This window comes from Streptomyces xinghaiensis S187, from assembly GCF_000220705.2.
Taxonomy (GTDB): Bacteria; Actinomycetota; Actinomycetes; order Streptomycetales; family Streptomycetaceae; genus Streptomyces; species Streptomyces xinghaiensis.
Genome location: NZ_CP023202.1, coordinates 686,587 through 711,919 on the forward strand (window position 1 = coordinate 686,587; position 25,333 = coordinate 711,919).

A 25,333-nucleotide genomic window follows, 5' to 3' on the forward strand; every position below is an offset into this window, starting at 1 on the left:
GCCGTCCCGCTCCGCGGCGGCCGGGGGTGTCGCGGACGGCGGGGCCGTCCGGGCGCGTCAGACGCGTGCGCCGTTGTCACCGGCCTCGGGGCGGACGTCCGCCGCGCGGTCCCGGGGCCGCGGCGGGCCGGAACGCTTCCTCGCCGGCGGCGCCGTGGCACCGCTCCGTCCGGCCAGTTCGACGGCGATCGGCACGGCCGTGAGCACCGAGGAGAACATGCCCACGGTGAGACCGACGAGCAGCGCGAGGGCGAAGTCGGTGAGCGAGTCGCCGCCGAGCACGGCGAGCGCCACCAGGATGAAGAGGGCGCCCATGCCGGTGTTGACGGTCCGCGGCACGGTCTGCACCACGGCCCGGCCCGCGACCTCCGCGAACGGTGTGCCCCGGTGCCGCGCCCACAGCTCCCGCACCCGGTCGAAGACCACCACCGAGTCGTTGACCGAGTAGCCGATGACGGTCAGCAGGGCCGCCAGGAACACCCCGTCGACCGGTTTGCCCAGCCAGGCGAAGACGCCGACGAGGATGAGCACGTCATGGGCCATGGCGGCCACGGTCGCCGCCCCGAAGATCCAGCGGAAGCGGACCGCGAGGTAGACGAGCTGGGCGGCCAGCGCGACGCCGAGGGCGATCAGCGCGTTGCGGCGCAGTTCGTCCCCGAGGCTGGGGCCGATCAGCTCGTCGCGGAGCTTCTCGGCGCCGCCGCCCGTCTCCGCCAGGGCGTCCCGGACCCGGAGCACGTCCGCGTCGCCGAGGTCCTCGCTCCGCACGGAGATGCCGCCGTCGCCGGAGGTCTGGACGACCGCGCGCGGGAAACCGGCGTCCGACACGGCCCGGCGGGCCTCCTCGGCGTCCACCGGCCGCTCCGTGGCGTACTCCACGAGACGGCCGCCGGTGAACTCCACGCCGAAGTCGAGCCCCCGGACCAGGATGCCGCTCACCGCCAGCACCAGGACGACCGCCGAGCCGGCGAGCCAGCGCCTGCGGTACCGCATGAGGCCGGGGCCGCGCCCCTCGAGCCGGCGGCGCAGCCGCCCGCCGCCCGCGATACCGCTGAGACCGGGACGGCGCCGCAGCGCGCGCCGGCCGGCCGCGCTCTCGGTCAGCGCCCGGGCCACGACGAGCGCGCTGACCATGGAGGCGAGCACACCGATGGAGAGGGTCACGCCGAAGCCGCGGACCGGGCCCGAGGCGAGGAAGAACAGCAGCACGGCCGCGAGCAGGGTGGTGACGTTGGAGTCCGCGATGGCGCTGAACGCGTTGCGGTAGCCGGACGTCAGGGCCGAGCGCAGGCTCCTCCCGCGCCGCGCCGCGTACTCCTCCCGGGCCCGTTCGAACACCAGCACGTTGGCGTCCACGGCCATGCCGATGGCCAGGACGAAACCGGCCAGTCCGGGCAGCGTCAGGGTGGCTCCGAGGAGCAGCAGCGCCGCGTAGGAGATGAGTCCGTAGCTCACCAGGGCGATCGCGGCGAGGCCGCCGAAGAACCGGTAGACGGCCAGGATGAACAGCGAGGTGGCGAGGATGCCGATCACGGCGGCCCGGGCACTGGCGTCGATGGCGGCCGCGCCCAGGGTCGGGCCCACGGTCCGCTGCTCCACCGTCTCGACGGGCACCGGCAGGGCTCCGCCGCTGATGAGCAGCGCCAGTTCCTTGGCGTCCTCCGCGCCGAAGTCACCGGTGATCTGGGTGGAACCGCCGGCGATCCCGCCGTCGCAGCGGACGGACGGGTCGACCTGCGGCGAGGAGATCACCTCGTCGTCCAGCACGATGGCCACCCGCCGGGCGGGGTCACCGGGCGGCGCACAGGCGGCCTCGGCGGTCAGCTCGCGCCACTTCTCCTTGCCCGCTCCCCGCAGGTCCACGGTGACGTACCAGCCGCCGCCGGTCTGTGCGTCGAAGCCGGCGCCGGCCCCCTCCACGAGGGCGCCGCTCAGCCCGGCCGGGCCGATGCGCAGCGGCTGCCCGTCCTCGTCGGTGAGGGTCCGTTCGTCCTTCTCCTTCTTCTCCTTCTTCCCTTCCACCGTGTCCCCGCCGGTGTCCTCCCGGGCGGACTCGCCCGCGCCGGTCACCGGGTGGAAGGTCAGCTGCGCGGTGCGGCCGAGGACCTCGGCCGCCTGCCGCGGGTCCTGCACCCCGGGGAGTTCGACGATGATGCGCCGCTCCCCGGAGCTGGTGATGGTCGGTTCGGTGACGCCGAGGGCGTCGACCCGGCGGCGCAGCACCTCCAGGGTCCGCTCGGTGGCCTCGGGTCCGGCCTCCGCCCGGGCGGAGTCACGGGTCTCCAGGACGATCTGTGTGCCGCCGCGCAGATCGAGTCCGAGCCGGGGCGGCTTGGTGAAGCTCAGCCAGACGGACGCGGCGACGACGGCAAGGGCGATGAACACCCGCACCCAGTGGGCGCGGGAGGATGTGGCGTGCGTGTGCACACTGCCTCCAGCAGGCACGCCGTGACCGCTCCGGGGCACGGCGGAGGACGACGAGGGGGACGTCGGTGCCTGGGAGCCGTCCGGGGCCGGCCCGCCGCCGGGCAGGGCGGATCGGGGCCCGCGTGCGCGCGGGAGGGAGCACGTACGGGACGGCGGCTCCTTCGCCGCCGCTCCGTCCGCTCCCGGTCACCGGCCTCGGAGAGCTCCGGGGCCGGGAGGCGCGCGGCCGGACCGCGGGGTGTGGTGCGCCGTGCCGGTCGCGGGCCGGGGGGCCGCCGCGGGCGCCCGGTGGCGGACAGCGGCCCGCCCGGCGTGCCGGACCGGTACGGCGGCGGGCATCCCGGTGTGGTGCCGCTGCTGGTCGTCGCCGACGGCGGCGGCCGCCCGGCCGGAGGACAGGATCCCGGGAACGGCCACCCGCTCAGTGACCGCGGCCGAGTGGTCCGCCGGACCGGTGTACGCGGGCGGGTCGGCGCTCCCCGCCGGAGAGGACAGCGGCGGACCGCCGAGCAGCACGGCGAGCACCGCGAACAGCGCGGAGAGCACTCCCGCCGGCCGCCGGCCCGGGGAGGAGCGGCGGGAACCGCCACCGGACGGACGCATCGTCCTCCCCCTCCGCCGACACCGGGTGAACGGCCGACCCTAGCCCACCCCGGCCGGCCGGCGCGGCACCAACGGGGGCTTTGCACCGGCGGATTCGCGGCCGTTGTTCGTACGGGCCCGGGAACAGCGGATACGGTGATCCGGTGGCGATGATCGGGGACGGAACGGTACCGGGGGCCGTGCTGCTGCTGGCGGCGGCACCCGTGGGCAGGGGCCGGCTGGTGGACGCGGCGTCCGCGCTGCCCGCGCTGGCGGCCGTGCGGCCGGAGGTGCTCACGGGCACGGCCGCGGCCGGCGTCGTGGAGCTGGTGGATCCGGCCGACCCGCAGGTGGTGCTGGTCCGGCTGCGGAGCGCGGCGGCCGCTCCGGGACCGCTGCTGGTCCTGCTCATCGGGCAGCTCACCCTGGACCGGCGGCAGCAGCTGCCGCATCTGGCGCTGGCGCGCACCACGGCGGCGACCGCCCGCTACACCGCGCTGCCCTGGCACTGGCTCTCCGCCGAACTCCAGTTCCGGCCGCCGGGTACCACCACGGTGCTGGCCGATCTGACGGCCGACCAGGCAGCCTGGGAACGGCTGCCGCCGCTCTCCGCGCTGGCGGTGGCCGGGGCCGAGCTGTACGGGGCGGTGTCCCCGCCGCCGGGCCGCCGGGCCCCGGCGGAGCCGCTCTACAGCCGGGCCGTCGCCGGACTGCTCCGGTCCGCCACGGGCCGGCCGTCCCCGGCGGAGCTCCACGATCTCGCCGTCGCCCGCGCCGGGCTGGCCGCCGAGGCCCGGCTGCTGACCCCGCTCACGACGGGGCCCGCCGACGCGTACCCCGGGCTGCCCGTCCTCCCCTCCGGCACGGCGCCCCCGCCGCCCTCCCCGGGCCGGCCGGCACCGCCCGCGCCCGCCGTCGCGGGTTCACCGCACCCCGCCGCCCCGCCGGCGTCCGCGCCGGGCACGGGCGGCCCGGCCGCGCCCGCCCCGGCCCGCTCCCCCGTCCCGCCGGCCCGGCCGGCTCCGGCGACCCCGCCGGCGTCCCGCCCCCCGGCGCCCGCCGTCTCCACCGCGTCCGCTTCCGCCGCGCCGGAGGACCCGCATCCGGCCATCCTCGCCGCCGCGCGCGAGGGGAGGCACGGCGAGGCGGCCGCCATGGCAGCCGCCTGGGAGCAGCACGCGCTGCGCCACCACGGCCCGGACTCCGCCGAGGCGGTGCACTGGCTGGAGGTGCGGGCCGATCTCGCCCGTCTCGCCGGGGACTTCGGCCGCTCCTGCGAACTCTGGCTGTCCGCGGCCTCCGCCCGGCTCGGCGCCGGGGAGCCGGAGGACGGGCGGGACCTGGTGGCCGCGGTGGACCGAGCGCACCACTGCTGGGAGCAGTTGGGCGACGGTGATACGGCCCGGCGTCTCGTTTCACGGCTTGCCACCCTGCGTCACCGGGTACCCGGACCACGTCCCGGTGCCGTCGAGGCGCTGGAACGCCGTATCGAGACCCTCGGCGCCGTCGGCGCGAACTGAGGGACGCAGCAGGAGGAGCCGCCCCGATGCCCCACGCCTATGAGCCGCCCACCGGACGCGACGAGACGAAGGAGGAGCAGGCCGACCGGAAGTGGGGCGAGCTGCTGCAGGAGGTGCGGGTCGCGCAGACCGGCATCCAGATCCTTCTGGCCTTCCTGCTGACCTCCGCGTTCTCCCCGCGCTTCCCGGATCTCGACCCGTTCGGCAAGGACCTCTACGTCTTCACGATCATGTGCGGGGCGGGGGCCACGGGGGCGCTGATCGCGCCCGTCACCCTGCACCGCATGGTCACCGGCTACCGGCTCAAGCCGCAGACGGTGCTGTGGGCCTCGCGGTTCACCATGGTCGGGCTGGTGCTGCTGCTGGTCACCGTGGGAGCCGCGCTGGCGCTGATCCTCCGGTTCGTCATGGAGGACACGGTCGCGGTCTGGCTGGCGTCCGCCGTGCTGCTGTGGTTCGCGGGCTGCTGGTTCCTGCCCGCGGCCTGGCTGCGGCACAAGCGGCGCGAGCTGTGCGAGGGCCCCGGCGACACGGACGTCAAGCGGGTGTCCGACGGCGGGTGACGGCGGGCGGCACGGCGCACGGGTGTGCCCGGCGGCCGGTGATCCGGTCCGCCGGGCACACCCGTGCGCGGAGGGGCCTTACCCGGGCCGCCGTCAGACGGCACCGGGGCGGAAGAGGGTCTTGACCATCCCGTCGCCCTTGTCCTGGAAGGTCTTGTAGGCCTTCGGCGCGTCCTCCAGGGGCAGCGTGTGGGTGGCGAAGCTCTCCACGCCCAGGGGGTCGTCGTCGGTGAGCAGCGGCAGGATGTCGCCCACCCAGCGGTGCACGTTGGCCTGGCCCATCCGCAGCTGCACCTGCTTGTCGAACAGCGTGAGCATCGGCAGCGGGTCGGCCATCCCGCCGTAGACGCCGCTGAGCGAGATCGTGCCGCCGCGCCGCACCGCGTCGATGGCCGTGTAGAGGGCGGCGAGCCGGTCGACCCCGGCGCGGCTCATCAGCTTCTCGGCGACGGCGCCGGGCAGCATCCCGACCATCTGGTGGGCCAGCTTGGCCGCGGGCGCCCCGTGCGCCTCCATGCCGACGGCGTCGATGACGGCGTCGGCGCCCCGGCCGCCGGTGAGTCCGCGGACGGTGTCGCCCAGGTCCTTGCCGTGCTCGTCCAGGCCGAGCACGTGCACGCCGCGGTCCTCGGCGCGCCGCAGCCGTTCCGGGACCCGGTCGACGCCGATGACCGTCTCCACGCCCTGGTGGCGCGCGATCCGGCAGGCCATGTCGCCGATCGGGCCGAGGCCGAGGACGAGCAGGCTGCCGCCGGGCGGCACGGCCGCGTAGTCGACGGCCTGCCAGGCGGTGGGCAGGACGTCGGAGAGGTAGACGAACCGCTCGTCCGGCGGCCCCTCCGGGACCTTGACGGGCAGGGTGTTGCCGAACGGCACCCGCAGATACTCGGCCTGGCCGCCGGGCACCTGTCCGTAGAGCTTGGTGTAGCCGAACAGGCTTCCGCCGGTGTTCCGGTCGCGGTTCTGGGTGGTCTCGCACTGCGAGTGCAGCCCCTGCCCGCACATCCAGCAGGTGCCGCAGGAGACGTTGAACGGGATCACGACGCGGTCGCCGGCCTTGACGGCGGTGACCTCGGAGCCCGTCTCCTCCACCACGCCCATGGGTTCGTGGCCGAGGATGTCGCCCGGTTCCAGGAACGGCCCGAGGACTTCGTAGAGGTGCAGGTCCGAGCCGCAGAGGCCGGTGGAGGTGATCCGGACGATGACGTCCGTGGGGTCCTGGATGACCGGGTCGGGGACCGTCTCCACCCGCACATCGCGCTTGCCGTGCCAGGTCAGGGCTCTCATGGTCGTTCTCTCCCTCTCGCGGTGGTGCCGGTCCGCCGGCGGGACGGCCGGACCGGTCGTGCGGGGGGCGCCGGCCGTGGGCCCCCGTGCGGCCGCGGCGCCTCCCCGGGGCCGTCGGCCGGTGCCGCGGGCCGTGCCGCGGGCGGTGGCCGGTGGCTGTCGTGCACGTCCGGACCTTCCGGTGCGCGCCGTCCGGCCCGTCCGGGCCGCCCGTGCCGTCAGCGCCCCGTGCTATCCGTGTTGTCCGTCTTGCCCGTCCCGGGCGCCGGAATCCCCGTCGGCCCCTCCGGCCACCCGGGCGGCGGCCTCGGCCGCCCGCCGTTCGCGCCGTTCCCGCTGCGGGACGACGGTGTACGCGGGGTCCTCCGCCGAGGCGATGCCCGCGTGGAACACCCCGAAGCGGGTGCAGGCCGAGCCGGCGAGCAGCGCGAGGCCGCTCACGGCCGCCCCGCTCCGGTACCGCCGGCCGAGCACCGCGGCGCCCAGCGCCCCGCCCGCGGTGAGGAGTTCGGCGGCCCGCATGAGCTTTCCGGCCTTCCCCCGTTCGTAGGTCTCGGCGATCATGCCGAGCCGGCGGCGCTTCAGCCGCACGGCCGCGGCCTCGCCCGCGGCGGCGAGCAGGGCCGCGCGCCGCGCCGGGGCGTTCTCCCGGACCGGGGCGGTGACCAGGGCCATGCCGGAGGCGGCGGCCGTCGCCGAGGAGACGAAGAGGTACGGCAGTTCGCGGTGGGCCTCGTGCCAGGCGGGGACGGCGGTGTCGGCGGCCAGTACCGCGGTGTACGCGGCGACGACGGGCCCGAGCAGCGCCGCGGTGCCGGTGGCCGCCGTGTTGATCCGCGGCAGCCGCCCGGTGGTCTCCAGGACGGCGGCGGCGCCGGCGGCGGGCCCGTAGGCGGCGAGCAGCCAGGAGCCGACGCTCATCGGGGAGGTCGGTTTGAACACGCGGAGCATGTTGGCGAACCGCTCCGGCCGGCCGAGGTCGTGGATGAGGGCGGCGGTGGAGGCCGTGACGGCCGCCAGCGAGGAGAGCTTCATCGCCTTCGCGGTGGTGGGGCGCCCGCTGAGCTGGGCCCCGGCGGCCAGTACGGAGCCGGCCCCGGCGAGCCCGCCGGCGAAGAAGTAGCCGGCGATGTCCGTGGCCTTCCAGCCCGGTGCCTTGATGACGGGACGGCCGTAGTAGGACCCGAACTCGGCGCGGGGCACCATGGGTTCCTCGCCGCGCCGTTTGCCGCGGCGCCGTTTCCGGTCCGTCTTCCCGGCCGCCGGGCCGGAGCGCTCCGCCGAGGTGCCGCCGGGCCCCGGGCCGGCCGGGGTGGCCTCGCGCCCCGCGCGCTCGCCCCGGACGCCGTCCTTCGTGACGTCGGAGTCCGTCATCGGCCCAGTCCCCTTCCGAAGACGCCGGTACGAGCGGTGCCCGCGCCCCGGCGCGCGGCCGGGGAGGACAGGAAGGCGGTGGCGATCCCGCCGAGGAGGGAGAGCGCGGCCACACCCGCGTGGGTCCACATCCGCGGCAGGTCGCGGGTGGTGACGACCGGGTCCGGTGGCAGGCCGTAGACCTCGGGCTCGTCGAGGAGGAGGAAGAACGCGCCGTCACCGCCGACCCCGTCCTCCGGGTCCTCTCCGTACAGGCGGGCGTCCGTGACGCCGGCCTCGCGCAGCTGTTCCACCCGCCCGGCGGCCCGCTCGCGGAGTTCGTCCAGCGGGCCGAACTGGATCGAGTCGGTGGGGCAGGCCTTGGCGCAGGCCGGTTCCATGCCCTCGCCGAGCCGGTCGTAGCACATCGTGCACTTGAACGCCCGGCCGTCGCTCGGCCGTTGCTCGATGACCCCGTACGGGCAGGCGGGCACGCAGTAGCCGCAGCCGTTGCAGATGTCCTCCTGCACGACCACGGTGCCGAACTCGGTGCGGAAGAGCGAGCCGGTCGGGCAGACGTCGAGGCAGGCGGCGTGCGTGCAGTGCTTGCAGACATCGGAGGACATCAGCCAGCGCAGCTCGGTCCGGCCGTCGGGGTGCGGCACCTCGGCCCCGGGCGTCACGGCGCCGGCGGGCTCAGGGGGCGCGGGGGCGCGGGTGACGGCGCTCTGCTCGATGAAGGCGACGTGCCGCCAGGTGGAGCCGCCCAGCCCCTGGGTGTTGTCGTAGGACATCCCGGTCAGCGACAGGCCGTCCTCGGGGATGGCGTTCCACTCCTTGCACGCCACCTCGCAGGCCTTGCAGCCGATGCAGACGGAGGTGTCGGTGAAGAAGCCGACCCGCTCGGGGTGGCCGGTGTACCCGGCCCTGCCGGCCGGGTCGGCCTCCGGCCCGGAGAGCAGGTCCCTCAGGTCGATCTCGGTCATGGCCGGGCCCCCGTACGGGCGGTGACGACGGCGGCACGGCCGCCGTGCTCCGGGCCGCGGCGCTCGGCGGCGGGGGCGGTCGGGACCGCGCGGTACGGGCGGACCGGCCCGACGGCCCGGTCCGCCGTGGCGGTCCGGGCCGTCAGCTGTTCGCCGTGCCGGGATCTCGCGGCCGCGCCGCGCCCCCGTGGGTCCTTTCCGGTGAGTTGCCGGTACACCGGCCGTTCGAGCATCCGGCTGCGCACGCCCATCCGTTCCTCCGCCGTCCGCCGTTACTGCGCTGCAGATCCGCTGAGCTGATCATCGGGACGGGCCTCGGGTGCCCCCGGAACCGGGCGCGAAACGCGAGGACCCGCCGGGCGGGGTGCTCCCGGCGGGTCGTCAGGTGGCCGTACGGGGACGGCCTGCGGCGTCAGTCGATGCCGCGGAGGATGTGGGATTCGGCCGGGTCGTCGTCGTAGCCGGCGAGCCGGATGGGGGCGACCCTGGACCACACGTCCAGATTGCGGGGCTCCTTCTGGCGGGCGGCCGGGTACTCCTCGGGTTCCGCCAGAAGCTGGTTGGTCTTCTTCTCGGTTGTCACCGCGCACTCCTTAGTGTCGGGTGCACCGGACGCCGTATGCCCGGGAAACTGCGCAGCCGGAGGCACGTGGCCGGGCGCCGACGCCCGATGGGGCTAGTGGTAAGTCACTGCGGGCGCGGTGGCGCCGGAGATGCGGACCGGGAGTGCGGCCATGGTGGCTGGCCTGTCCCGGGACGGGCCGAGGGTCTCGGTGCTTCATTTACCGGAAGGCTGTCCGTCTGCTGTCCACCCTACCCCCACCTGCGCGGAAGCGCTCGCGGATATCAGGATCCGGATACCGGAGACGGCCGGGGCGGCCCGGCGCCCGTGCGGCGGGACGCCGGGCGGACGGGGAATCCGGACGGCGCGGGGAGCGCCGGATGGCCCGGTCGGCCGCCCGGCTCCACCCCTCCGGGTGAGGGCGCGGGGAGGAGGCCGGGGGCCGGGGGCGCGGGGACTCGGGGGGCGCGAGGGCGCGGGGTACGCGGGGCGCGGGGTACGCGGGAACGTCCCCGGCCGCCGGCCCCGGCTCACCAGCCGGAGGGCGCGTAGTCCTTCAGGAAGCAGCCGTACAGATCCTCCCCCAGTTCACCGCGGACGATGGGGTCGTAGACCCGGGCCGCGCCGTCGACGAGGTCCAGCGGGGCGTGGAAGCCGGCCTCGGCCAGCCGCATCTTGTCCGGGTGCGGGCGCTCGTCGGTGATCCAGCCGGTGTCGACGCTCGTCATGAGGATGCCGTCGGTCTCCAGCATCTCCTGGGCGCTGGTACGGGTGAGCATGTTCAGCGCGGCCTTCGCCATATTGGTGTGCGGATGTCCGGCGCCCTTGTAGCCCCGGCCGAACACCCCTTCCATGGCGGAGACGTTCACCACGTACTTGCGGCGCGCGGGGGAGGCGGCCATCGCCGGGCGCAGCCGGCTGACCAGGATGAACGGCGCGGTGACATTGCAGAGCTGCACCTCGAGCAGCTCGACCGGCTCCACTTCGCTCACCGTCTGGATCCAGCTGTTGGTGTCGGCGAGGTCCGGGATGAGCCCGCCCGCGTCGATGGCGTTGCCGGCCTCGATCCGCGCGGGTGAGGCGGAGCCGCTGGTCAGCGCCAGGGCGGCGAGGGAGTCCGGGGTGATGCCGCCGGCCCGGTCCGCCGCGGCGGGCAGCGCCGTCTGGCTGCCGCTGCCGAAACTGCCGAGGACGAGGGGCTCCGGGAGACCGCCGCCGGACGGCAGCGGCGCGGTCTCGCCGGCCACCAGTTCGGCGTAGGACTCCGGGGAGCGGCGCACGGTCTGGGCGGCGTTGTTGATGAGGATGTCCAGCGGGCCCTCGGCGCTCACCGCGTCCGTCAGCGCCACCACCTGCGCCGGGTCGCGCAGATCGATCCCGACGATCTTGAGCCGGTGGAGCCAGTCCCCGCTGTCGGGCATCGCCGAGAAGCGGCGGGCGGCGTCCTTGGGGAAACGGGTGGTGATGGTGGTGTGCGCGCCGTCGCGCAGCAGCCGCAGCGCGATGTACATGCCGATCTTGGCGCGGCCGCCGGTGAGCAGGGCGCGCCGCCCCGTCAGATCCGTCCGGGCGTCGCGGCGGGCGCGGTTCTCCTTGGCGCAGGACTGGCAGAGCTGGTGGTAGAAGGCGTCCACCTCGCGGTACCGGGTCTTGCAGATGTAGCAGGAGCGGGGGCGTTCCAGGATGCCGACGATCTCCGTGGCCGCGGAGGCGGCGAGGGGGATGCCGGCCGTCTCGTCGTCGATGCGGTCGGCGGATCCGGTGGCGGTGGCCTCGGTGACGGCCTTGTCGTTGGCCGTCTTGGCGGCCCGGCGCTCCTGGCGGCGGCGCTGCTTCACCGTGCGGTAGATCCCCGCGGTGGCGCGCCGCACCGTGATGGCGTCGGGATGGTCCAGCGGCAGGTCGTCGAGTTCCGCGAGCACGCCGAGACACGCGGCCAGCCGCTCCGGGTCGATGCCGGGGTGCTCCTGCCCGGCCTGCTCGGTCCGCTCCGCCTGCTCGGCCCGGCCGTCGTCTGTCACCGTCATCGCCGCTGCCGCTTCCGTTCCCGCTCCGGTGCGTCCGGGTGCGCACACTCCGGCGGCACTTTACGGAGCACCCGGCGGCTCCGCCAAACCGGGCCGGGCCCGCGGGAGGAACGTCACACCGGCCCCTCCGGGGCACGGGGCCGGGCGGTCGCGGGGCGGGTCCGGGCGCCGCGGGCGGCGCCGGGGCCGGGAGCGGGGCCCGGGTCACGGGCAGGGGCGGCGCCAGGCGTCCAGGGAGAGGTTCTTCCGGAGGGAGCTCAGCCGCAGCCGCTCGCTCTCGGCGCAGTAGTCGTCCGGGTCCAGCGCGTACTCGGCGTGGAAGACCGCCTTGTCCTGCTCGACGAAGGGGGTGAGCGCGGCGCACTCGCCGAACTCCGCGCACTCCTCGTTCACCGCGAAGTCGAAGGAGCCGACGAGCTCGGGGATCTGCGGGAGGTCGTTCTTGAGCCCCACGGCCAGGCCGCGCTCATGGGCGAGCTCCGCCAGCATCCGGTTGTAGGCGAGCTGGTGGCGGGCGGTGAGGGGGAAGCCGGTGCGGTTGAGGTAGCCGTCCATGAGGTCGGGCTCCACCGCGTCGAAGCCCTTGTCCCGGCACATGTCCATGCGGCGGGCCATCAGCGGGCGCAGCACGGCGGTCCGCCGGATGTCCAGCCAGCGCTCCCCCGGCCAGCCGTTGCCGCGGCCCCGTACCGCGCGGGGGAAGTCGTCGCGGTCGGGACGGAAGTCCTCCCAGGCGCCCGCGTTGATGTAACAGATGACCTTGCGGCCGTCGGCGTGCAGCCGGGCGACGGTCTCCGCGTCGTTCTCGAAGCCGTCGATGTCGTAGACGGGGACGTCGACGCTCGTGTCGACCCGCCCGCTGAGCTGCCACTGCCAGGGCGTGCCGGGCTTCGGCCGCCAGTGCCCCGCCCCCTCCTCGCCGCCGGTGGCGGCGGACGGGGAGCGGGAGCCGGGGCCCGGTGCGGAGCCGTCGGCCGGCGGCCGCGCCCCCGGGCCGGAGCAGCCCGCCGCTCCGGCCAGCAGGAGCAGGACGGCGGTGAGGACGGCGGTGTGCGGACGGGTGCGGGTGCGGGTGCCCGTGCCGCGGCTCCGGCGGGGACGCGGGTGCGGGCGAAGGCGCGGGCGGAGGCGCGGGCCGCCGGTCCGGCCGGCGCGGCGGTCTCTCATGGCTGGTCGGCCTCCTCGGTTCCCCGTCGGGCCGCCCAGTCTTCCGGGTCGCCGCCGTCCCGTGCGACGGGCTGCGGACGGGGCCGGGGTTGGCATCCGGCTTCCGGGGCACCCGGGCACGGTCCCGGCGGGCACCCGGTGCGCGCCGGAAGGACCCTGCACGCTTCCCCGGCACCTGCCTGCACGACCGAGCGGAGAGAGCCATGCCGTCCGCGGAGCCCACACCCCCCGCCCCGTACACCGGATTCGACCGCATGTTCCTGGCGGGCCGCTGGCAGCCCGGCAGTTCCGGCAGTGTGGGGACGGACTCGGACCCGTACTCCGGTGAGACGCTGACCGAGATCCAGCTCGCGGCCCCGTCCGACGTGGATCTGGCCTACGGCGCGGCGCGGGAGGCGCAGCCCCGCTGGGCGGCCCTGCCGGAGGAGGAGCGGGCCGCCGTCCTGGACCGGGCGGCGAGGATCATGGCGGCGCGGCGGGCGGAGATCGGCGGCTGGCTGACCCGGGAGGCGGGGGCCACCGCCGCCCGGGTCGGCATGGAGCTCGGCATCCTCGAAGCCGTGACGCGGCTCGCGGCCGACCACCGGGAGCCCGCGCCGCCGGAGGTGCCGGCGGACGTCCCGGGCAAGGAGAACCTGATCCGCCGGCGGCCCGTGGGGGTCGTCGCGGTGATCAGCCCGTGGAACTTCCCGGCCTATCTCTCCAACCGCTCGGTGGCTCCCGCGCTCGCGGCGGGCAACGCCGTCGTCCTCAAACCGGCCGGAGACACCCCGGTCACCGGTGGTCTGCTGCTGGCGAAGATCTACGAGGAGGCCGGACTTCCGCCGGGCCTGCTCAGCGTGCTCGTGGGCAGCGGCGGTGAGATCGGCGACCGGATGGTGGCGCACCATGTGCCGCGGGTGGTGTCGTTCACCGGTTCGACGCCGGTGGGGCGGCGCATCGCGGCCCGGGCGGGGCTGAAGAAGCTCGCCCTGGAGCTGGGCGGCAACGGTCCCATGGTCGTCCTCGACGACGCCGATCTGGACTCAGCGGTGGACGCCGCCCTCTACGGCAGCTACTTCCACCAGGGGCAGATCTGCATGGCCACCAACCGCGTCGTCGTCGACGGGTCCCGCTTCGACGACTTCGCCGGTCTCTTCACCGAGCGGGCCCGCGCCCTGCGCGCCGGGGACCCGCGCGACGAGCGGACGCAGATCGGCCCGCTCATCAACGACTCCCAGCTGGCGGGTGTGCGCGACAAGGTGGCCCGCTCCGTCACGCAGGGCGCCCGGGTGGTCCTCTCCGGCGAGCCCTCGGGCCCCACCGGGCGGGTGCTGCCGCCGCATGTGGTGATCGGCGGCAATGACGTCACCACCGCCGCCGAGGAGGTGTTCGGCCCGGTGGCCACGCTGGTGCGGGCGGACGGCGAGGAGGACGCCCTGCGGCTGGCCAATGACACCGAGTACGGCCTGTCGAGCGCGGTGTTCACCGCCGACCCGGAGCGGGGCCTGCGGTTCGCCTCCCGCGTCGAGGCCGGCATGACGCACGTCAACGACACCACCGTGCACGACGACGTCCGCGCGGCCTTCGGTGGCGAGAAGGCGTCCGGGCTGGGGCGGTTCGGCGGCGAGTGGGTCTTCGAGGAGTTCACCACCCCGCACTGGGTGACGGTCCAGCACGCCCCGCGCGACCTGGCGTTCTGACCCGCCGCCCCAACGGGTTTGCCCGGTAAGGGCGTTGGCCTTAACCGGAAGGATGTACCCCTCTAGGATGTGAGCGCGTCGCACCGCACACGCGATCGCGCGGACGAGACTGTGAGGGGTCGGATGGGCCAGACACAAGAGCCGCTGCCCAAGGGGATCGACATCAACGTTCCCAGTGTGGCTCGGATGTACGACTACTTCCTCGGGGGCAAGGACAACTACGCCGTCGACCGGGAAGCCTCCGACGAGCTGCTGAAGGTGGTCCCGAGCACCAGGGAACTGGCGCTCAACAACCGGCAGTTCCTGGCCCGTGTGGTCCGGCGGCTGGCCGAGGACCACGGCATCCGCCAGTTCCTGGACCACGGTTCCGGCCTGCCCACCCAGAACAACGTCCACCAGGTCGCCCAGAGCGTGGACCCGTCCTCGCGCGTCGTCTACGTCGACAACGACCCGATCGTCCTCGCCCACGGCCGCGCACTGCTGGAGGAGAACGAGAACACCGCCGTCATCACGGCGGACATGCGCGACACCGACGGGATCTTCGGCCACCCCGAGGTCGAGCGGCTGATCGACTTCGACGAGCCGGTGGCCGCGCTGTTCGTCTCGGTGCTGCACTGCATCAAGGACGAGGACGACCCGGCCGGCCTCATCCGGACCGTCAGGGACCGGCTGGCGCCCGGCAGTTTCATGGTGATCTGCCAGCTGGTGAGCGAGGACGCCGCCACCCGCGATTTCGTCACCGACTTCATGGACAAGAGCACCCACGGCAACTGGGGCCGGGTGCGGCGGCAGCGGGACCTGGAGCAGTTCTTCGAGGGCCTGGAGATCCTGGAGCCGGGCCTGGTGGAGGTCTCCACCTGGCGGCCGGACACCGACCTCGCCCCCCGGCAGCGCACCCAGGAGTGGATCGAATACGGGGGCGTGGGCCGGCTGCCCTGAGCCGGGCCGGCCACGCCGCCACCCCGCTCGGCAGGAGCGGTTGACCAGCAGGGCCCGTCCCGCACGGTGGACACCCACCGGCCGGGGCGGGCCTTTCGCTGTCCGTTCGTGATCCGCCCGTGTCCGCCTGTGTCCGCCCGTGCCCGCTGCCTCCCCGCCGCACGCCGGAGGTCCGCGGAGCCTTTTCCCGCCGATTTTCCGGCGGGCGCGCTTGTTCACGGGAAACCCGGGAAACCGGGAAAGGCGCACGTCCGCCGGCGGCGGCGGGACGGGCCCAACAGGACCGTCGAATACCGGACATGACCGCCGCTGATCCGCGGCCGTTCTCCCGGAGAGCGGATGCCGTCATAAAGTCCTCTATTCACTCATGCATCCCCCTACGGAATTCCTCGATTCAGCGTCTTCCGTTCAGAAGCGAGCATGAGCAGTCCATTCCGACCCATTGCCTGTCGAATGCGGTAGGCGCGATCGCATCGCCCGGGCGCGCGGCCGGGGTTAAGGATCTCCGCGACCGGGGCAGGTTGGGGGCGCCGTGCGCCGGGCGGCGCCGGACACCCCCTCCCCCACGCCCTGGACGACTCCTCAGCCCTGCCACAGGAGGCCGAATATGACAGACGCAGCCGACAGCATCACGGGCACCGGTCATGCCCCCGGCCGCGGCGGTCTCGTCATCGATCCGCCGAGACCCCGGGAAGCCGCACTCGGCGAGGAGGCGTTCGGTGAGGAAACCCCGTTCGGGGAGGAAACCCCGTTCGACGAGGCCGAGGTGCCCCTGTACTACTCCCGGAAGACCGCCGACATCCTGCACAAGTACGGCCCCGGGCCCCGCGTCCACTTCCATCTGGGCATGTTCGAGTCCACACCGAACACCACCGTCGCCCAGCACCTCATCCGCCGCCGGATCACCGACTCCCAGGAAGCGGTGATCCGCCACGCGGCCGCCACCTGGGGCGCCGCGGACCACCCGCCGGCCAGCCTCCTCGACATCGGCTGCGGCCTCGGGGGCGGGTCGATCTACTGGGCCCAGGAGCACGGCAGCACCGTGACGGGGCTCACCATCACGGCCGACCACATACCGGTCATGGACCACCTGGTCCGCCGGGCCGCGGTCCGCGACCGCGTCACCCCCGTCCTGGGTGATGTCCACGCGTTCCGGGAGGAGCGGGCTTACGACGCCGCCGTGGCCGTGGAGAGCGCCGTGCACATGGACCGGCGGCGGCTCTTCGCCGTGGCCGCCCGGGCCCTGCGGCCCGGTGGCTGGTTCGGTCTCCAGGATCACTTCCTGTGCCGGCCGGAGGTCGCCGGCTTCGTGAACGGCTACTACCGGACGCGGCTGGGCACCCTCGACGAGTACGTCCGCGCCGCACGCGAGGCGGGGTTCACCCTGGAACGGGACGAGGACATCACCGACCCCGTCTCGGAGTTCTGGGTGCAGTCCATGGCATGGACCGCCGCGGAACTGGACCGGACGGCGGGGTCGGCCGCGCCCTCCCCCATCGCCCGCGAGCGGCTGACGGACTCGGCCGTCGGGCACGGCAGGCTGTTCCGGATCTGGCGCGACCACGCCGTCGAGACCCGGCTGCTCCTCTTCCGCCTCCGGACGGACTGAGCCGGTGGCGGAGACGACCACCGGCGCCCTCGCGGCCGCGTCCTCCACCGCCGGGGGAACGCCTCCGGGCGGACTGCCGCCCTTCTGGTGTCCCGTGGAATCGGCCGTCCACCCCGCGGTCCGCAGGATCGAGGAGCGGGCCGTCGCCTGGCTCGACGCGAGCGGTGTCTTCACCGACGCGGCCGACCGGGCCTGGAACCTGGCCAGCAACGCCGCGGAGTTCAGCTGCCGCCTCGCCCCCAGCGGGGACGAGGAACGCCTGCTGCTGTTCGCCCAGTGGACGTACTGGCTGTTCGCTCTCGACGACACCCGGCTCGACGCCGGGCCGTCGGCGGACCGGAGCCCGGACGTCGCCGGCCTCGGTCTGCGGCTGGTCCGCTCCCTGGAGGCCCCCGGCTCCGGGATGCTCGGCTCCGGCCCGATGGCCCGCGCGCTCGACGACCTGGTCGTCCGCACCCGGGCCGCGACCGGGCCCGTACAGTTCCAGCGGCTGGCCGACGGGGTCCGCGATCTGCTGCTGGGCGCGGCCTGGCAGCAGGCCAACGCCGGCCGCGGTGTCGTGCCGAGCCCCGCCGAGTACGCCGCCGGGCGCATCGCGGACGTCGGAACCCGGTTCGACGCCGCCTTCGTCGAGATCGCGGGCGGTGCCGGGATCCCCGGCGACCTGCTCCACTCCGGTCCCGTCCGCGCCCTGACCGAGGCCACCGGTTTCATCGCGGCCTGCGACAACGATCTGCTCTCCGCGGCCAAGGAGGCCGGGGAGAAGACCGCCGCCCCGAACCTCGTGCGGGTCCTCGCCCATCACCACCGCTGCTCGGAGCGGCAGGCCCTCGCCGCCGCGCTCTCCCTGCGGGACCGGGCGATGACCCTCTTCCTCCGTCTGCGCGAGCGGACCGCGCGGTTGGCCGACGAGGCCCTCCGCCGCTATCTCGACGACCTGGGCCACTGGATCGCGGGGAACATCCGCTGGTCCGACACCGCCCCGCGCTACGCCAGCCCGCGTCATCTCCACCCCCTGCCCGTGGCCGGGGCGACGCTGGGGGTCACCCTGCGCCAGGGCCCGGCCGACGCGCGGCCGGGCCCACCGGGGCTGTCCACCATCGACTGGTGGTGGGACCAACTCGGTGGCTGACGCGCGGCCCGGGCCGCGCGCCCCCGCCTGCCGACAACCCGGGCACGCGGACACCGGGACGCCTCACCGGCCGGCGAACCACCGCGCCAGCCGCCGCCACCACGGGGCGGACGCCCGCAGAGGGGACGGGCCGGTCCCGGCGGCCAGGGGATCGGCGACCCCCGCGAGGACCGGGACCGCCGTCCGCTGCCGCGCCGCCGCGTACCCGGTTCCGTCCCCCATCGCGGCCTCTCCGGGCAGCGGCGCCCGCCCGGAGGGCGCCGGTACGGCCACGGACAGGGACGGCTCCTTCGGCTCGGGCCGCTGCGGAGTGAACTCGACCGGCAGGGCGGTGAGGTGACGTGTCATCAGCGCCGATACCCAGCTCAGCTCCGTCTCGTCCACGGCCAGCCGCAGATCCGGGAGGCGTGCCAGCAGGGCCTCGACGCCGGTGTCCGCGATGGCCCGGCCGATGTCCTGGCCGGGGCATTCGTGCGGGCCGCCGCTGAAGGCCAGGTGTGAGCGGTTCCCGTGGACGGGGACGCTGGGGTCCGGGCGGATGGCCGGGTCGAGATTGCCCGCGGCCAGCCCGAGGATCAGCAGGTCACCGGCGCGGATGGACTGCCCGCCGAGTTCCGTGTCCCCGGTGGCCCACCGCCCCACGGCCGTCATCATCGGCGGTTCGTCCCACAGCACCTGTTCCATGGCGTCGGGAAGCGTCATGTGGCCGCCGGCCAGATCGGCGCGGAAACGGCGGTCGGTGAGAACCATCCGCAGCATGTTGATGATCAGGTTCGCCGTGGTCTCGTAGGCCGCGATGAGGACCACCCGCAGGTGCTGTACCACCTCGTCGTCGGTCAGCCCGGCGGGATGCTCGATCAGCCAACTTGCGAAGTCCTGGCCCGGCGAGGAGTGTCTGCGCGCCACCAACTGGCGCAGGGCGCGCAGGACGTAGTCGTTGCTGGTGACCGCGGTCTCCGTGCCCTTCAGCAGGTCACGTGCCGCCTCCACCAGCTTGGGACCGTAGGACTCCGGCATGCCCAGGAGCTGCGTCATCACCAGCATGGGCAGGTGCTCGGAGAACTGCTGGACCAGGTCCGCCCGGCCCTCGGCGCAGAACCGGTCGATGAGTACGTGCGCGGAGCGGGTGACGGTGCGGCGGATGCCCCGGCGGTCGAAGCGGTCGAGGCCGTCGATGACGGCGCCGCGGAGCCGTTCGTGCTCCCGGCCGTCGACATGGGTGCACATCGGCTGCCACGCCACGACGGGGGCCAAGGGGTGGTCCGGGGCGACGCGGCCCTCCCGCGCGAGGCGCCAGTGGCGGGAGTCGCGGGAGAAGCGGGACGGGGTGCGGGCCACGTCGAGGTTCTCGCGGTAGCCGAGGACCAGCCAGGCCGGGAGGTCGCCGTGGAGCAGGACCGGGGCGACGGCCCCGTACTGGGCGCGCAGCCGTTCGTAGAGGCCCATCGGGTCGGTCTCGGCCTCGGGCCCGTAGAGCCGGATCAGGCCGCCGGGCCCGTAGGCGTGGGCCGGGCAGCCGGGCGGCGGCGCGGACTCGGCGGCGGGATCGGCGGCGGAGGGGCCCGCGGCGGTGGCGGTACGGGCGCCGGTTCGGCGCCGGGGGCCGGCGGGGCCGGGTGGCGGAACGGTCACAGGGACTCCGGGGTTGCGGTGGCGAGGGTGTGCAGATAGCGCATGAGCGTCAGCAGGGCGTCCCGGCAGGAGCCGCGGTCGCGGGCGTCGCAGGTGACCATCGGCACGGAATCGGGCAGGTCCATCGCCGCGCGCAGCTCGGACACCGGGTAACGGGGCGACTCGGGGAAGTCGTTGACGACGACCACGAAGGGGACGCCGCGCTCCTCCAGCCGGCCGACGACGTCGAAGCTGACCTCCAGGCGGCGGGTGTCGATGAGGACGAGCGCGCCCAGGGCCCCTTCGAAGAGGCCGTTCCAGAGGAACCAGAAGCGCTCCTGGCCGGGGGTGCCGAAGAGGTACAGCACCAGTTGCTCGTTGATGCTGATCCGGCCGAAGTCCATGGCGACGGTGGTCTCGGTCTTCCGCTCGACACCGGCGATGTCGTCGACGCCGACCCCGGCCTGGGTCATCGTCTCCTCGGTGGTGAGCGGGCGTATCTCGCTGACCGAGCCGACCAGGGTGGTCTTGCCGACGCCGAAGCCGCCGACGATGACCACCTTGACCGCGGACGCGGCCGTGGCGGGGAGGGCGTCCTCGCTGCGCGGGCCGGGGAGCGTGTCAGAGGTTCTGTAGTCCATGCATCACCGCCTTGAGGAGGTCCGCGTCGGGCAACGCGGCGGTGGGGATCGGGGCGCGGGCCTCCATGCGGCCGTCTGCCAGCAGGTCGGTGAGGAGCGCGGTGACGGTGCTGACGGGCAGCACCAGATGGGCGGAGATCTCGGCCACCGAGAGCGGGTAGTGGCACATCCGCAGCATGGCCGCGTGCTCGGGCTGCATGCCCGGCTTCGGCACGTCCCGGGACACGATGAGGGTGACCAGATCGAGGTCGGCCGTCCTGCCGCGGGCCCGGCCGCGGCCGCCGGTGAGTACGTACAGCCGCTCGGGGGCGCCTTCCTCCCAGTCCTCGCCGGGCCCGCTCATGTGATCTGCTCGTCCACGCGCGGCGGGCTGCTGAGATGCTCGCCGATTCTGGCGACCAGGTCGCGCATGCGCTGCCCCATCAGCCCGGCGTCGACGCCGTCGTCGGCCAGCACGGCCAGATAGGCGCCGGCACCGGCGGCCATGAGGTAGAAGAAGCCGCCGCTGACCTCGATGACGACCAGTCTCATCTGCCCGCTCCCGTGCGGGAATTCGGCCGCGATCGCGCCGGACAGGCTCTGCAGTCCGGCGCAGGCGGCGGCGAGCCGGTCGGCGGTGTCGCCGTCGGTGCCGTGCTGGGCCATGCAGAGGCCGTCCGCGGAGAGCACCACGATGTGCCGGGTCTGCGGGACGCTCGTGGCGAGGTCCCTGAGCATCCAGTCCATGTTGAGCCGCTGCTGTGTCACGTTTCTACTCATCCCTGTCCACCGAGTCGTCACTGTTCGGACGCGCGGCCCGCGGCGCCGGCGCCTCTCCGTTGATGCCGCTCTGGAAGGCGGCCAGCCACAGGCCCGGCTTGACCTGCTCCGCTGCCGCGGGCGGCCGGGGCGGAGCGGCTGACCGGGCGGGCGCCGCGGCCCGGGGGGCGACACCGGGGTGCCGGCGGCGGCGCTGCGGCAGCCCGTTGGCGTTGCGGCCGACCGCCGCGGGGTCCTCCTCCATGGCCGCTCCGTTCGGCCGGGGCAGCGGCGTCGGCGTGGGCCGCGTCCTGCGCTTGGGCGGCGGAAGGGTGGCGGCACGGGCGACGGAGCCGCCGGGGGTGGGCGTGGCCGTGATGAGGTCCTGCGGGACGATCAGGACGCAGCGGACGCCCCCGTAGGCCGAGGGGCGCAGCGACACCTGGAAGTCGTGGGTCTGCGCCAGCCGGCCCACCACGGCGAGGCCCAGCCGGGGGGTTTCACCGAGGTCGTTGAGGTCGATGCCGGCGGACGCCTGGGCCAGGACGCGTTCGGCGCGGCGGCGGGCCTCCTCGGTGAGGCCGACGCCGGCGTCCTCGATCTCGACGGCGATGCCGGACTGCACCTCGACGGCGGTGAGGTGGACCCGGGTCTGCGGGGGCGAGTAGCGGGTGGCGTTGTCCAGCAGCTCGGCCAGGGCGTGGATGAGGGACTCGACGGCGGGTCCGACGATGGCGGCCTCGGCGACGGAGTGCAGGTCGACCCGCTGGTAGTCGATGATGCGGGACATGGCGCCGCGCAGGACGTTGAAGAGCGGTACGTTCTGCTGCCACTGGCGGCCGGGACGTGAGCCGCCGAGGACGGCGATGCTGTCGGCGAGCCGGCCGATGAGGGCGGTGCCGTGGTCGAGGTGGAGGAGGTCGCCGAAGAACTCCGGTTCGTTGCCGTGCCGGTCCTCCATCTCCCGCAGGTCCTGGGCCTGCTGGTGGACGATCGCCTGGACGCGGCGGGCGATGTTGACGAAGGCGCGGTGGGCGGATTCGCGCAGGTCCTCCTCGGCGCGGACCGCTTCGAGGACCGAACGGAGCACCGCCTCGTGGGCGGCGTGGAACCGGGGGTCGGCGCCGGGTGCGTAGGCGACGCCCTCCAGCACCTCCTCGACGGAGGCTCCGCGCTGGAGGCGCTCGACGGCCACGGGCAGCAGTTCCCCGGCGAGCCGTTCGGTCTCGGCCTCCTGTTGGGCGAGGCGGCGGCCGAGCGCGGCCTCCTGTTCGGCGGCGCGCCGCCGCAGTGCGTGGATCAGGCGTCCGCGCCGTACCGCCTCGGCCGCGGCGATCGCCACGGCGGCGGTGGCGACGGCGCCGCACCAGGCGACCGGGGCGCGGGCCCCGCCGGGGACGCCGAGGACGGCGACGACCGCGCAGAGAGCCGTCACGGCGGGTGGGAACAGCCACAGGAGCGCGGAGGCGGGCCGCCGACCTCCTGGTGACGAGCCGGCACGAACCATCAATGTCTCAAACCCTTGCGGAAGGAATAGGGGTGTCGGCCGGTGCGTCGGGGCACCGGCGGGGGCCGCCGCCGCAATCCGCGCGTTCCCGGGAAGGGCGGCGCCGCGGCAGCCGGGGGCGGCCTGCGGAAATCGCCGCAACCCGCCTGCGAGACATGGAGCATAGCCCTTTCATTCTTCCCGACGGGATGAAGATGTCCTTTTCTCAGGAATATGCTGTTGGACCTTTCACATCCCATAAAAAAGTGGTCGGACTTTTGCACCAGGATTGCTTTACCGATCCATTCCGTCCGGTAATTCCGGGCTGACCTGTGGGAATACCCCGGTCCCCCGGACGGCGCCGTCCCGGTTCCTCCGGCTGCCTCGCCCGAGTGGTGAGCGGACGCACCCCGCCACAGGCTGGTGATCGCCTGTCTGTCCCCATCCGGCACCCCCTTCGACGCGCGGCGAGGTCCGGCCATGCAGCCACCACCGGTCACCGGCACCCGGGACGAGCGGCCGCGGCGGCCGCGGCGGACACCGGGGCGGATCCCCTGGCGCCGGCCGCGGCGCGCCCCGCGCGGCGCCCCGGCCGACGGCGCCGTGCCCGGAGCCGCCCGGCCCGGGACCGCCGTCTCCGGGAGCACCGGCGCCGGGTGGACCGCCCGCGCCGTGCCGTACGGTCCCGCCGCCGTCGCGGTCCTCTTCACCCTGGCGCAACTGGTTCTGGTCGTCCCCGGCACCGGCCTCGGCTGGGACGAGACCGTGTACGTCAGCCAGGTCAGCTCCCACGCGCCGGCCGCGTTCTTCAGCGCCCCCCGCGCCCGCGGCATCACCTATCTCGCCGCGCCGGTGGCCGCCCTCACCGACGCCGTCCCGCCGCTGCGCGTCTGGCTCGCGCTGCTCAGCGGGGCCGGGCTCTTCCTCGCCCTGCGGGTGTGGCGCGATCTGCTGCCGGCGGCGGTGCTCACCCTGGCCGGGGGCCTCTTCGCCGGGCTCTGGGTCACCCTCTTCTACGGTCCGCTGGTGATGCCCAACCTCTGGGTCGCGCTGGCCGCACTGTTCACCACGGGCTGTCTGCTGCGGGCCGTGCGGAATCCGTCCTCCCGGTGGGCCCCGGCCGGAGTGTGCGCGGGGGTCGCCCTCGTCGCCCTGATGCGCCCCTCCGATGCCCTGTGGCTCGCCCTGCCGCTGGGCGCCGCCCTGCTGCTGGTCCGCTCCTGGCGGCGCCCGCTGCTGCTGGCCGCCCTGGTGGCGGGCGGCGCGCTGGGCAGCGCGGAGTGGATCGCCGAGGCGTACAGCGCGTACGGCGGCTTGGCGGCCCGGCTGAGCCGGGCCAGCGAGATCCAGGGCCACCTCGCCCCGTACTTCTCCGTGGACGACCACATCCGCGCGCTCGGCGGCCGCACCCTGTGCCGGCCCTGTGACGTGCCCTGGCGGAACCCGGGCACCGGCGTCTGGTGGTTCGCCCTTCCCCTGCTGGCCGGCGGGGGCGCCCTCGCGGCCCGCCGCACCCGCCACCGGGCCGAGATCCTGCTGCCCGCGCTGACCGGGCTCGTGCTCGCTCTGCCGTATCTGTTCCTGGTCGGCTACGCGGCGCCCCGCTTCCTGCTGCCCGCGTACGCGCTGCTGTCCCTGCCGGTCGCCCACGGCCTGTTCCGGCTGGTGCGGTGGGTGCGGGAGGCCCGGCCCGGGCTGCGTCCGGCCGCCGCCGCGCTGTCCGTGACGGTGCTGGGCCTGCATCTGGGCGTGCAGTTCACCGTGCTCCACTCCACGGTGTCCTCCTTCCGGGTCAACGGAGAGAGGCTGGACCGGATGGCGGCCGAGCTGGGCCGGCAGGGCGTCCGGCCGCCCTGTGTCGTCTCCGGCCCGGACGCGGTGCGGATCGCCTTCCGGGCCGGCTGCTCCTCGCGGCAGGTGGGCGGGCACGACGGCAGCATCACGCACGCGGCCCTGCGGGCGACGGCGGAGACGCGGCCCGTCGCCGTCCTGGTGACGAACGGCGCCGATCCGCCGCCGTACGCCCGGGCCTGGCGCTCCCGGCCGCTGCCGGACTTCGGACCGTGGCGGTTCCGCGCCTATCTGTCACCGGCGGCCCGGCCGGACACCGGCCCGGTGACGGCCCGGGACTGACGGGCGGCGCACAGCGGAAGGCGGCCCTCCGGGACAGCCGTGAGGCTGTTCCGGAGGGCCGCCCTGGTGCGGTCGCTCCCTCGGCGCCGTCCGTCAGAGGGTGACGCCGCGCTGCTTCAGGAAGGCCACCGGGTCGATACCGGAGCCGTAGTTCGGGGTGGTGCGGGTCTCGAAGTGCAGGTGCGGGCCGGTGGAGTTACCGGTGGAACCGACCTTGCCGATCTCCTGCCCGGTGGTCACCTGGGTGCCGACCGGAACGGTGATCTTCGACAGGTGGGCGTACTGGGTGAAGGTGCCGGCGTCGTGCTTGACCACGATGTTGTTGCCGTACGAGCCACCCCAGCCGGCCTGGACCACGGTGCCCTCGTGCACGGTCTTCACCGAGGTACCGGTCGGCGCGGCGAAGTCCTGACCGGAGTGCTTGTTCGCCCAGCGGTCACCACCGATACCGAAGGTGGAGCCCTTCACATAGCTGTCCACCGGCTTCACCCAGGAAGCGGGAGCCTTCGCGGCGGCCTGGGTGACGGTCTCCCGCTTCGAACGGTCGGCGGCCTCCTGGCCGGCACGCTCGGCGGCGGCGGCCTCGGCCGCGGCCTTGCCCTCGGCGGCCTTCTTCTGCGCCTCGGCCTGGGCGGTGACGGCCTCGGACGCGGCGCGCGAGTCGGCGGCCTCGGACGCGGTGGTCCCGGTGGCGGGGTTCTCGGTCTCGCCCTGGGTGCCCAGCGCGACTCCGGTCCCCAGCACGGCGGTGGCTCCGACACCGGCGGCCATGAAGGCGGCGCGGCGGCGCAGGGGAGTCATGTCGGTGAGGATCTGAGCGTGCTTGAACATCAGGAGTTACCTCCGAAGTGGGGGGTTTGCGCGTTTCGCGGATTTCGTCCGCTTGCG

Annotated in this window: 22 protein-coding genes; 7 read left to right on the top strand and 15 right to left on the bottom strand. The window is 74.6% G+C overall.

From position 1 onward, the window contains the following. Positions 1-57 precede the first annotated feature (57 nt). Together secD and SXIN_RS03000 are read right to left on the bottom strand one after the other, a co-directional pair. On the bottom strand, positions 58-2,427 hold the full coding sequence (secD, locus tag SXIN_RS02995) for a protein translocase subunit SecD (RefSeq protein WP_238153655.1): 2,370 nt from the start codon (positions 2,425-2,427) through the stop codon (positions 58-60). Positions 2,428-2,613: 186 nt separating this feature from the next. Continuing rightward, positions 2,614-3,030: a hypothetical protein gene (locus tag SXIN_RS03000; RefSeq protein WP_095756544.1), complete on the bottom strand. Its 417-nt coding sequence runs from the start codon at positions 3,028-3,030 to the stop codon at positions 2,614-2,616. A gap of 149 nt (positions 3,031-3,179) precedes the next feature. Here SXIN_RS03000 and SXIN_RS03005 point away from each other — a divergent pair, with 149 nt between their 5' ends. Further along, a complete protein-coding gene (locus SXIN_RS03005) occupies positions 3,180-4,529 on the top strand; it encodes a hypothetical protein (RefSeq protein ID WP_095757897.1) in 1,350 nt (449 codons plus the stop codon). Positions 4,530-4,555: 26 nt separating this feature from the next. Further along, on the top strand, positions 4,556-5,092 hold the full coding sequence (locus SXIN_RS03010) for a DUF6328 family protein (RefSeq protein ID WP_019707996.1): 537 nt from the start codon (positions 4,556-4,558) through the stop codon (positions 5,090-5,092). A gap of 93 nt (positions 5,093-5,185) precedes the next feature. On the opposite strand, the gene SXIN_RS03015 is transcribed toward SXIN_RS03010, so the two are convergent. The 7 genes from SXIN_RS03015 to SXIN_RS03040 all read right to left on the bottom strand — a co-directional run bounded on the left by SXIN_RS03015 (position 5,186) and on the right by SXIN_RS03040 (position 12,474). Then, positions 5,186-6,379 carry an alcohol dehydrogenase catalytic domain-containing protein gene (locus SXIN_RS03015; protein WP_039820731.1) on the bottom strand — a complete coding sequence of 398 codons (1,194 nt, stop codon included), beginning with the start codon at positions 6,377-6,379 and terminating at the stop codon, positions 5,186-5,188. 231 nt (positions 6,380-6,610) lie between these two features. Further along, a complete protein-coding gene (gene nrfD / locus SXIN_RS03020; RefSeq protein ID WP_095756545.1) occupies positions 6,611-7,753 on the bottom strand; it encodes an NrfD/PsrC family molybdoenzyme membrane anchor subunit in 1,143 nt (380 codons plus the stop codon). Continuing rightward, positions 7,750-8,718, bottom strand: coding sequence for a 4Fe-4S dicluster domain-containing protein (locus SXIN_RS03025; protein WP_019706401.1), 969 nt, complete (start codon positions 8,716-8,718; stop codon positions 7,750-7,752). The genes nrfD and SXIN_RS03025 overlap by 4 nt, the downstream gene beginning before the upstream one ends. Beyond that, the gene (locus tag SXIN_RS03030; protein WP_095756546.1) at positions 8,715-8,969 is read right to left on the bottom strand and encodes a hypothetical protein; all 255 of its coding nucleotides are present in this window, start codon (positions 8,967-8,969) and stop codon (positions 8,715-8,717) included. Before SXIN_RS03030 ends, SXIN_RS03025 begins: the two co-directional genes overlap by 4 nt. A 161-nt stretch (positions 8,970-9,130) precedes the next feature. Beyond that, the gene (locus tag SXIN_RS31455; protein ID WP_019706657.1) at positions 9,131-9,301 is read right to left on the bottom strand and encodes a hypothetical protein; all 171 of its coding nucleotides are present in this window, start codon (positions 9,299-9,301) and stop codon (positions 9,131-9,133) included. 509 nt (positions 9,302-9,810) lie between these two features. After that, positions 9,811-11,307, bottom strand: a complete 1,497-nt coding sequence (locus SXIN_RS03035) for an SDR family NAD(P)-dependent oxidoreductase (protein WP_019707994.1) — start codon at positions 11,305-11,307, stop codon at positions 9,811-9,813. Positions 11,308-11,511: 204 nt separating this feature from the next. Then, positions 11,512-12,474 carry an endo alpha-1,4 polygalactosaminidase gene (locus SXIN_RS03040; protein WP_095756547.1) on the bottom strand — a complete coding sequence of 321 codons (963 nt, stop codon included), beginning with the start codon at positions 12,472-12,474 and terminating at the stop codon, positions 11,512-11,514. Positions 12,475-12,677: 203 nt separating this feature from the next. Here SXIN_RS03040 and SXIN_RS03045 point away from each other — a divergent pair, with 203 nt between their 5' ends. The 4 genes from SXIN_RS03045 (at position 12,678) to SXIN_RS03060 (ending at position 17,836) form a co-directional block, all read left to right on the top strand. Beyond that, on the top strand, positions 12,678-14,156 hold the full coding sequence (locus tag SXIN_RS03045) for an aldehyde dehydrogenase family protein (RefSeq protein WP_019707993.1): 1,479 nt from the start codon (positions 12,678-12,680) through the stop codon (positions 14,154-14,156). Between the two features lie 123 nt (positions 14,157-14,279). After that, positions 14,280-15,095: an SAM-dependent methyltransferase gene (locus SXIN_RS03050; protein WP_039820727.1), complete on the top strand. Its 816-nt coding sequence runs from the start codon at positions 14,280-14,282 to the stop codon at positions 15,093-15,095. A gap of 607 nt (positions 15,096-15,702) precedes the next feature. Next, on the top strand, positions 15,703-16,704 hold the full coding sequence (locus SXIN_RS03055) for an SAM-dependent methyltransferase (protein ID WP_019707991.1): 1,002 nt from the start codon (positions 15,703-15,705) through the stop codon (positions 16,702-16,704). Positions 16,705-16,708: 4 nt separating this feature from the next. Beyond that, positions 16,709-17,836, top strand: a complete 1,128-nt coding sequence (locus SXIN_RS03060) for a terpene synthase family protein (protein ID WP_238153656.1) — start codon at positions 16,709-16,711, stop codon at positions 17,834-17,836. A 63-nt stretch (positions 17,837-17,899) separates the two neighbouring features. On the opposite strand, the gene SXIN_RS03065 is transcribed toward SXIN_RS03060, so the two are convergent. From SXIN_RS03065 to SXIN_RS03085, 5 genes are read right to left on the bottom strand one after another with little or no spacing between them, the layout of a single operon-like run. Continuing rightward, complete coding sequence (locus SXIN_RS03065; protein ID WP_420341035.1) at positions 17,900-19,468, bottom strand: cytochrome P450; 1,569 nt, start codon at positions 19,466-19,468, stop codon at positions 17,900-17,902. After that, positions 19,465-20,088: a GTP-binding protein gene (locus SXIN_RS03070; RefSeq protein WP_019707989.1), complete on the bottom strand. Its 624-nt coding sequence runs from the start codon at positions 20,086-20,088 to the stop codon at positions 19,465-19,467. The genes SXIN_RS03065 and SXIN_RS03070 overlap by 4 nt, the downstream gene beginning before the upstream one ends. Further along, positions 20,069-20,431 carry a DUF742 domain-containing protein gene (locus SXIN_RS03075; protein WP_019707988.1) on the bottom strand — a complete coding sequence of 121 codons (363 nt, stop codon included), beginning with the start codon at positions 20,429-20,431 and terminating at the stop codon, positions 20,069-20,071. The genes SXIN_RS03070 and SXIN_RS03075 overlap by 20 nt, the downstream gene beginning before the upstream one ends. After that, a complete protein-coding gene (locus SXIN_RS03080) occupies positions 20,428-20,814 on the bottom strand; it encodes a roadblock/LC7 domain-containing protein (protein WP_039820726.1) in 387 nt (128 codons plus the stop codon). Before SXIN_RS03080 ends, SXIN_RS03075 begins: the two co-directional genes overlap by 4 nt. A gap of 25 nt (positions 20,815-20,839) precedes the next feature. Beyond that, positions 20,840-22,333 carry a sensor histidine kinase gene (locus tag SXIN_RS03085; protein ID WP_095756548.1) on the bottom strand — a complete coding sequence of 498 codons (1,494 nt, stop codon included), beginning with the start codon at positions 22,331-22,333 and terminating at the stop codon, positions 20,840-20,842. Positions 22,334-22,792: 459 nt separating this feature from the next. On the opposite strand from SXIN_RS03085, the gene SXIN_RS03090 reads away from it, so the two are divergent. After that, complete coding sequence (locus SXIN_RS03090; protein WP_238153657.1) at positions 22,793-24,445, top strand: hypothetical protein; 1,653 nt, start codon at positions 22,793-22,795, stop codon at positions 24,443-24,445. A gap of 93 nt (positions 24,446-24,538) precedes the next feature. On the opposite strand, the gene SXIN_RS03095 is transcribed toward SXIN_RS03090, so the two are convergent. After that, on the bottom strand, positions 24,539-25,276 hold the full coding sequence (locus tag SXIN_RS03095; protein ID WP_095756549.1) for a M23 family metallopeptidase: 738 nt from the start codon (positions 25,274-25,276) through the stop codon (positions 24,539-24,541). Positions 25,277-25,333: the final 57 nt, after the last annotated feature.

Bases quoted from the DNA above. Each gene is read 5' to 3' on its own strand.
- SXIN_RS03010 (WP_019707996.1), top strand. From the start codon at position 4,556: ATGCCCCACGCCTATGAGCCGCCCACCGGACGCGACGAGACGAAGGAG.
- SXIN_RS03035 (WP_019707994.1), bottom strand. From the start codon at position 11,307: ATGACGGTGACAGACGACGGCCGGGCCGAGCAGGCGGAGCGGACCGAG.
- SXIN_RS03015 (WP_039820731.1), bottom strand. From the start codon at position 6,379: ATGAGAGCCCTGACCTGGCACGGCAAGCGCGATGTGCGGGTGGAGACG.
- SXIN_RS03030 (WP_095756546.1), bottom strand. From the start codon at position 8,969: ATGGGCGTGCGCAGCCGGATGCTCGAACGGCCGGTGTACCGGCAACTC.
- nrfD (WP_095756545.1), bottom strand. From the start codon at position 7,753: ATGACGGACTCCGACGTCACGAAGGACGGCGTCCGGGGCGAGCGCGCG.
- SXIN_RS03045 (WP_019707993.1), top strand. From the start codon at position 12,678: ATGCCGTCCGCGGAGCCCACACCCCCCGCCCCGTACACCGGATTCGAC.
- SXIN_RS03085 (WP_095756548.1), bottom strand. From the start codon at position 22,333: ATGGTTCGTGCCGGCTCGTCACCAGGAGGTCGGCGGCCCGCCTCCGCG.
- SXIN_RS03055 (WP_019707991.1), top strand. From the start codon at position 15,703: ATGACAGACGCAGCCGACAGCATCACGGGCACCGGTCATGCCCCCGGC.
- SXIN_RS03075 (WP_019707988.1), bottom strand. From the start codon at position 20,431: ATGAGCGGGCCCGGCGAGGACTGGGAGGAAGGCGCCCCCGAGCGGCTG.
- SXIN_RS03080 (WP_039820726.1), bottom strand. From the start codon at position 20,814: ATGGACTGGATGCTCAGGGACCTCGCCACGAGCGTCCCGCAGACCCGG.
- SXIN_RS03050 (WP_039820727.1), top strand. From the start codon at position 14,280: ATGGGCCAGACACAAGAGCCGCTGCCCAAGGGGATCGACATCAACGTT.
- SXIN_RS03040 (WP_095756547.1), bottom strand. From the start codon at position 12,474: ATGAGAGACCGCCGCGCCGGCCGGACCGGCGGCCCGCGCCTCCGCCCG.
- SXIN_RS03070 (WP_019707989.1), bottom strand. From the start codon at position 20,088: ATGGACTACAGAACCTCTGACACGCTCCCCGGCCCGCGCAGCGAGGAC.
- SXIN_RS03000 (WP_095756544.1), bottom strand. From the start codon at position 3,030: ATGCGTCCGTCCGGTGGCGGTTCCCGCCGCTCCTCCCCGGGCCGGCGG.
- SXIN_RS03090 (WP_238153657.1), top strand. From the start codon at position 22,793: ATGCAGCCACCACCGGTCACCGGCACCCGGGACGAGCGGCCGCGGCGG.
- SXIN_RS03005 (WP_095757897.1), top strand. From the start codon at position 3,180: ATGATCGGGGACGGAACGGTACCGGGGGCCGTGCTGCTGCTGGCGGCG.
- SXIN_RS03095 (WP_095756549.1), bottom strand. From the start codon at position 25,276: ATGTTCAAGCACGCTCAGATCCTCACCGACATGACTCCCCTGCGCCGC.
- SXIN_RS03025 (WP_019706401.1), bottom strand. From the start codon at position 8,718: ATGACCGAGATCGACCTGAGGGACCTGCTCTCCGGGCCGGAGGCCGAC.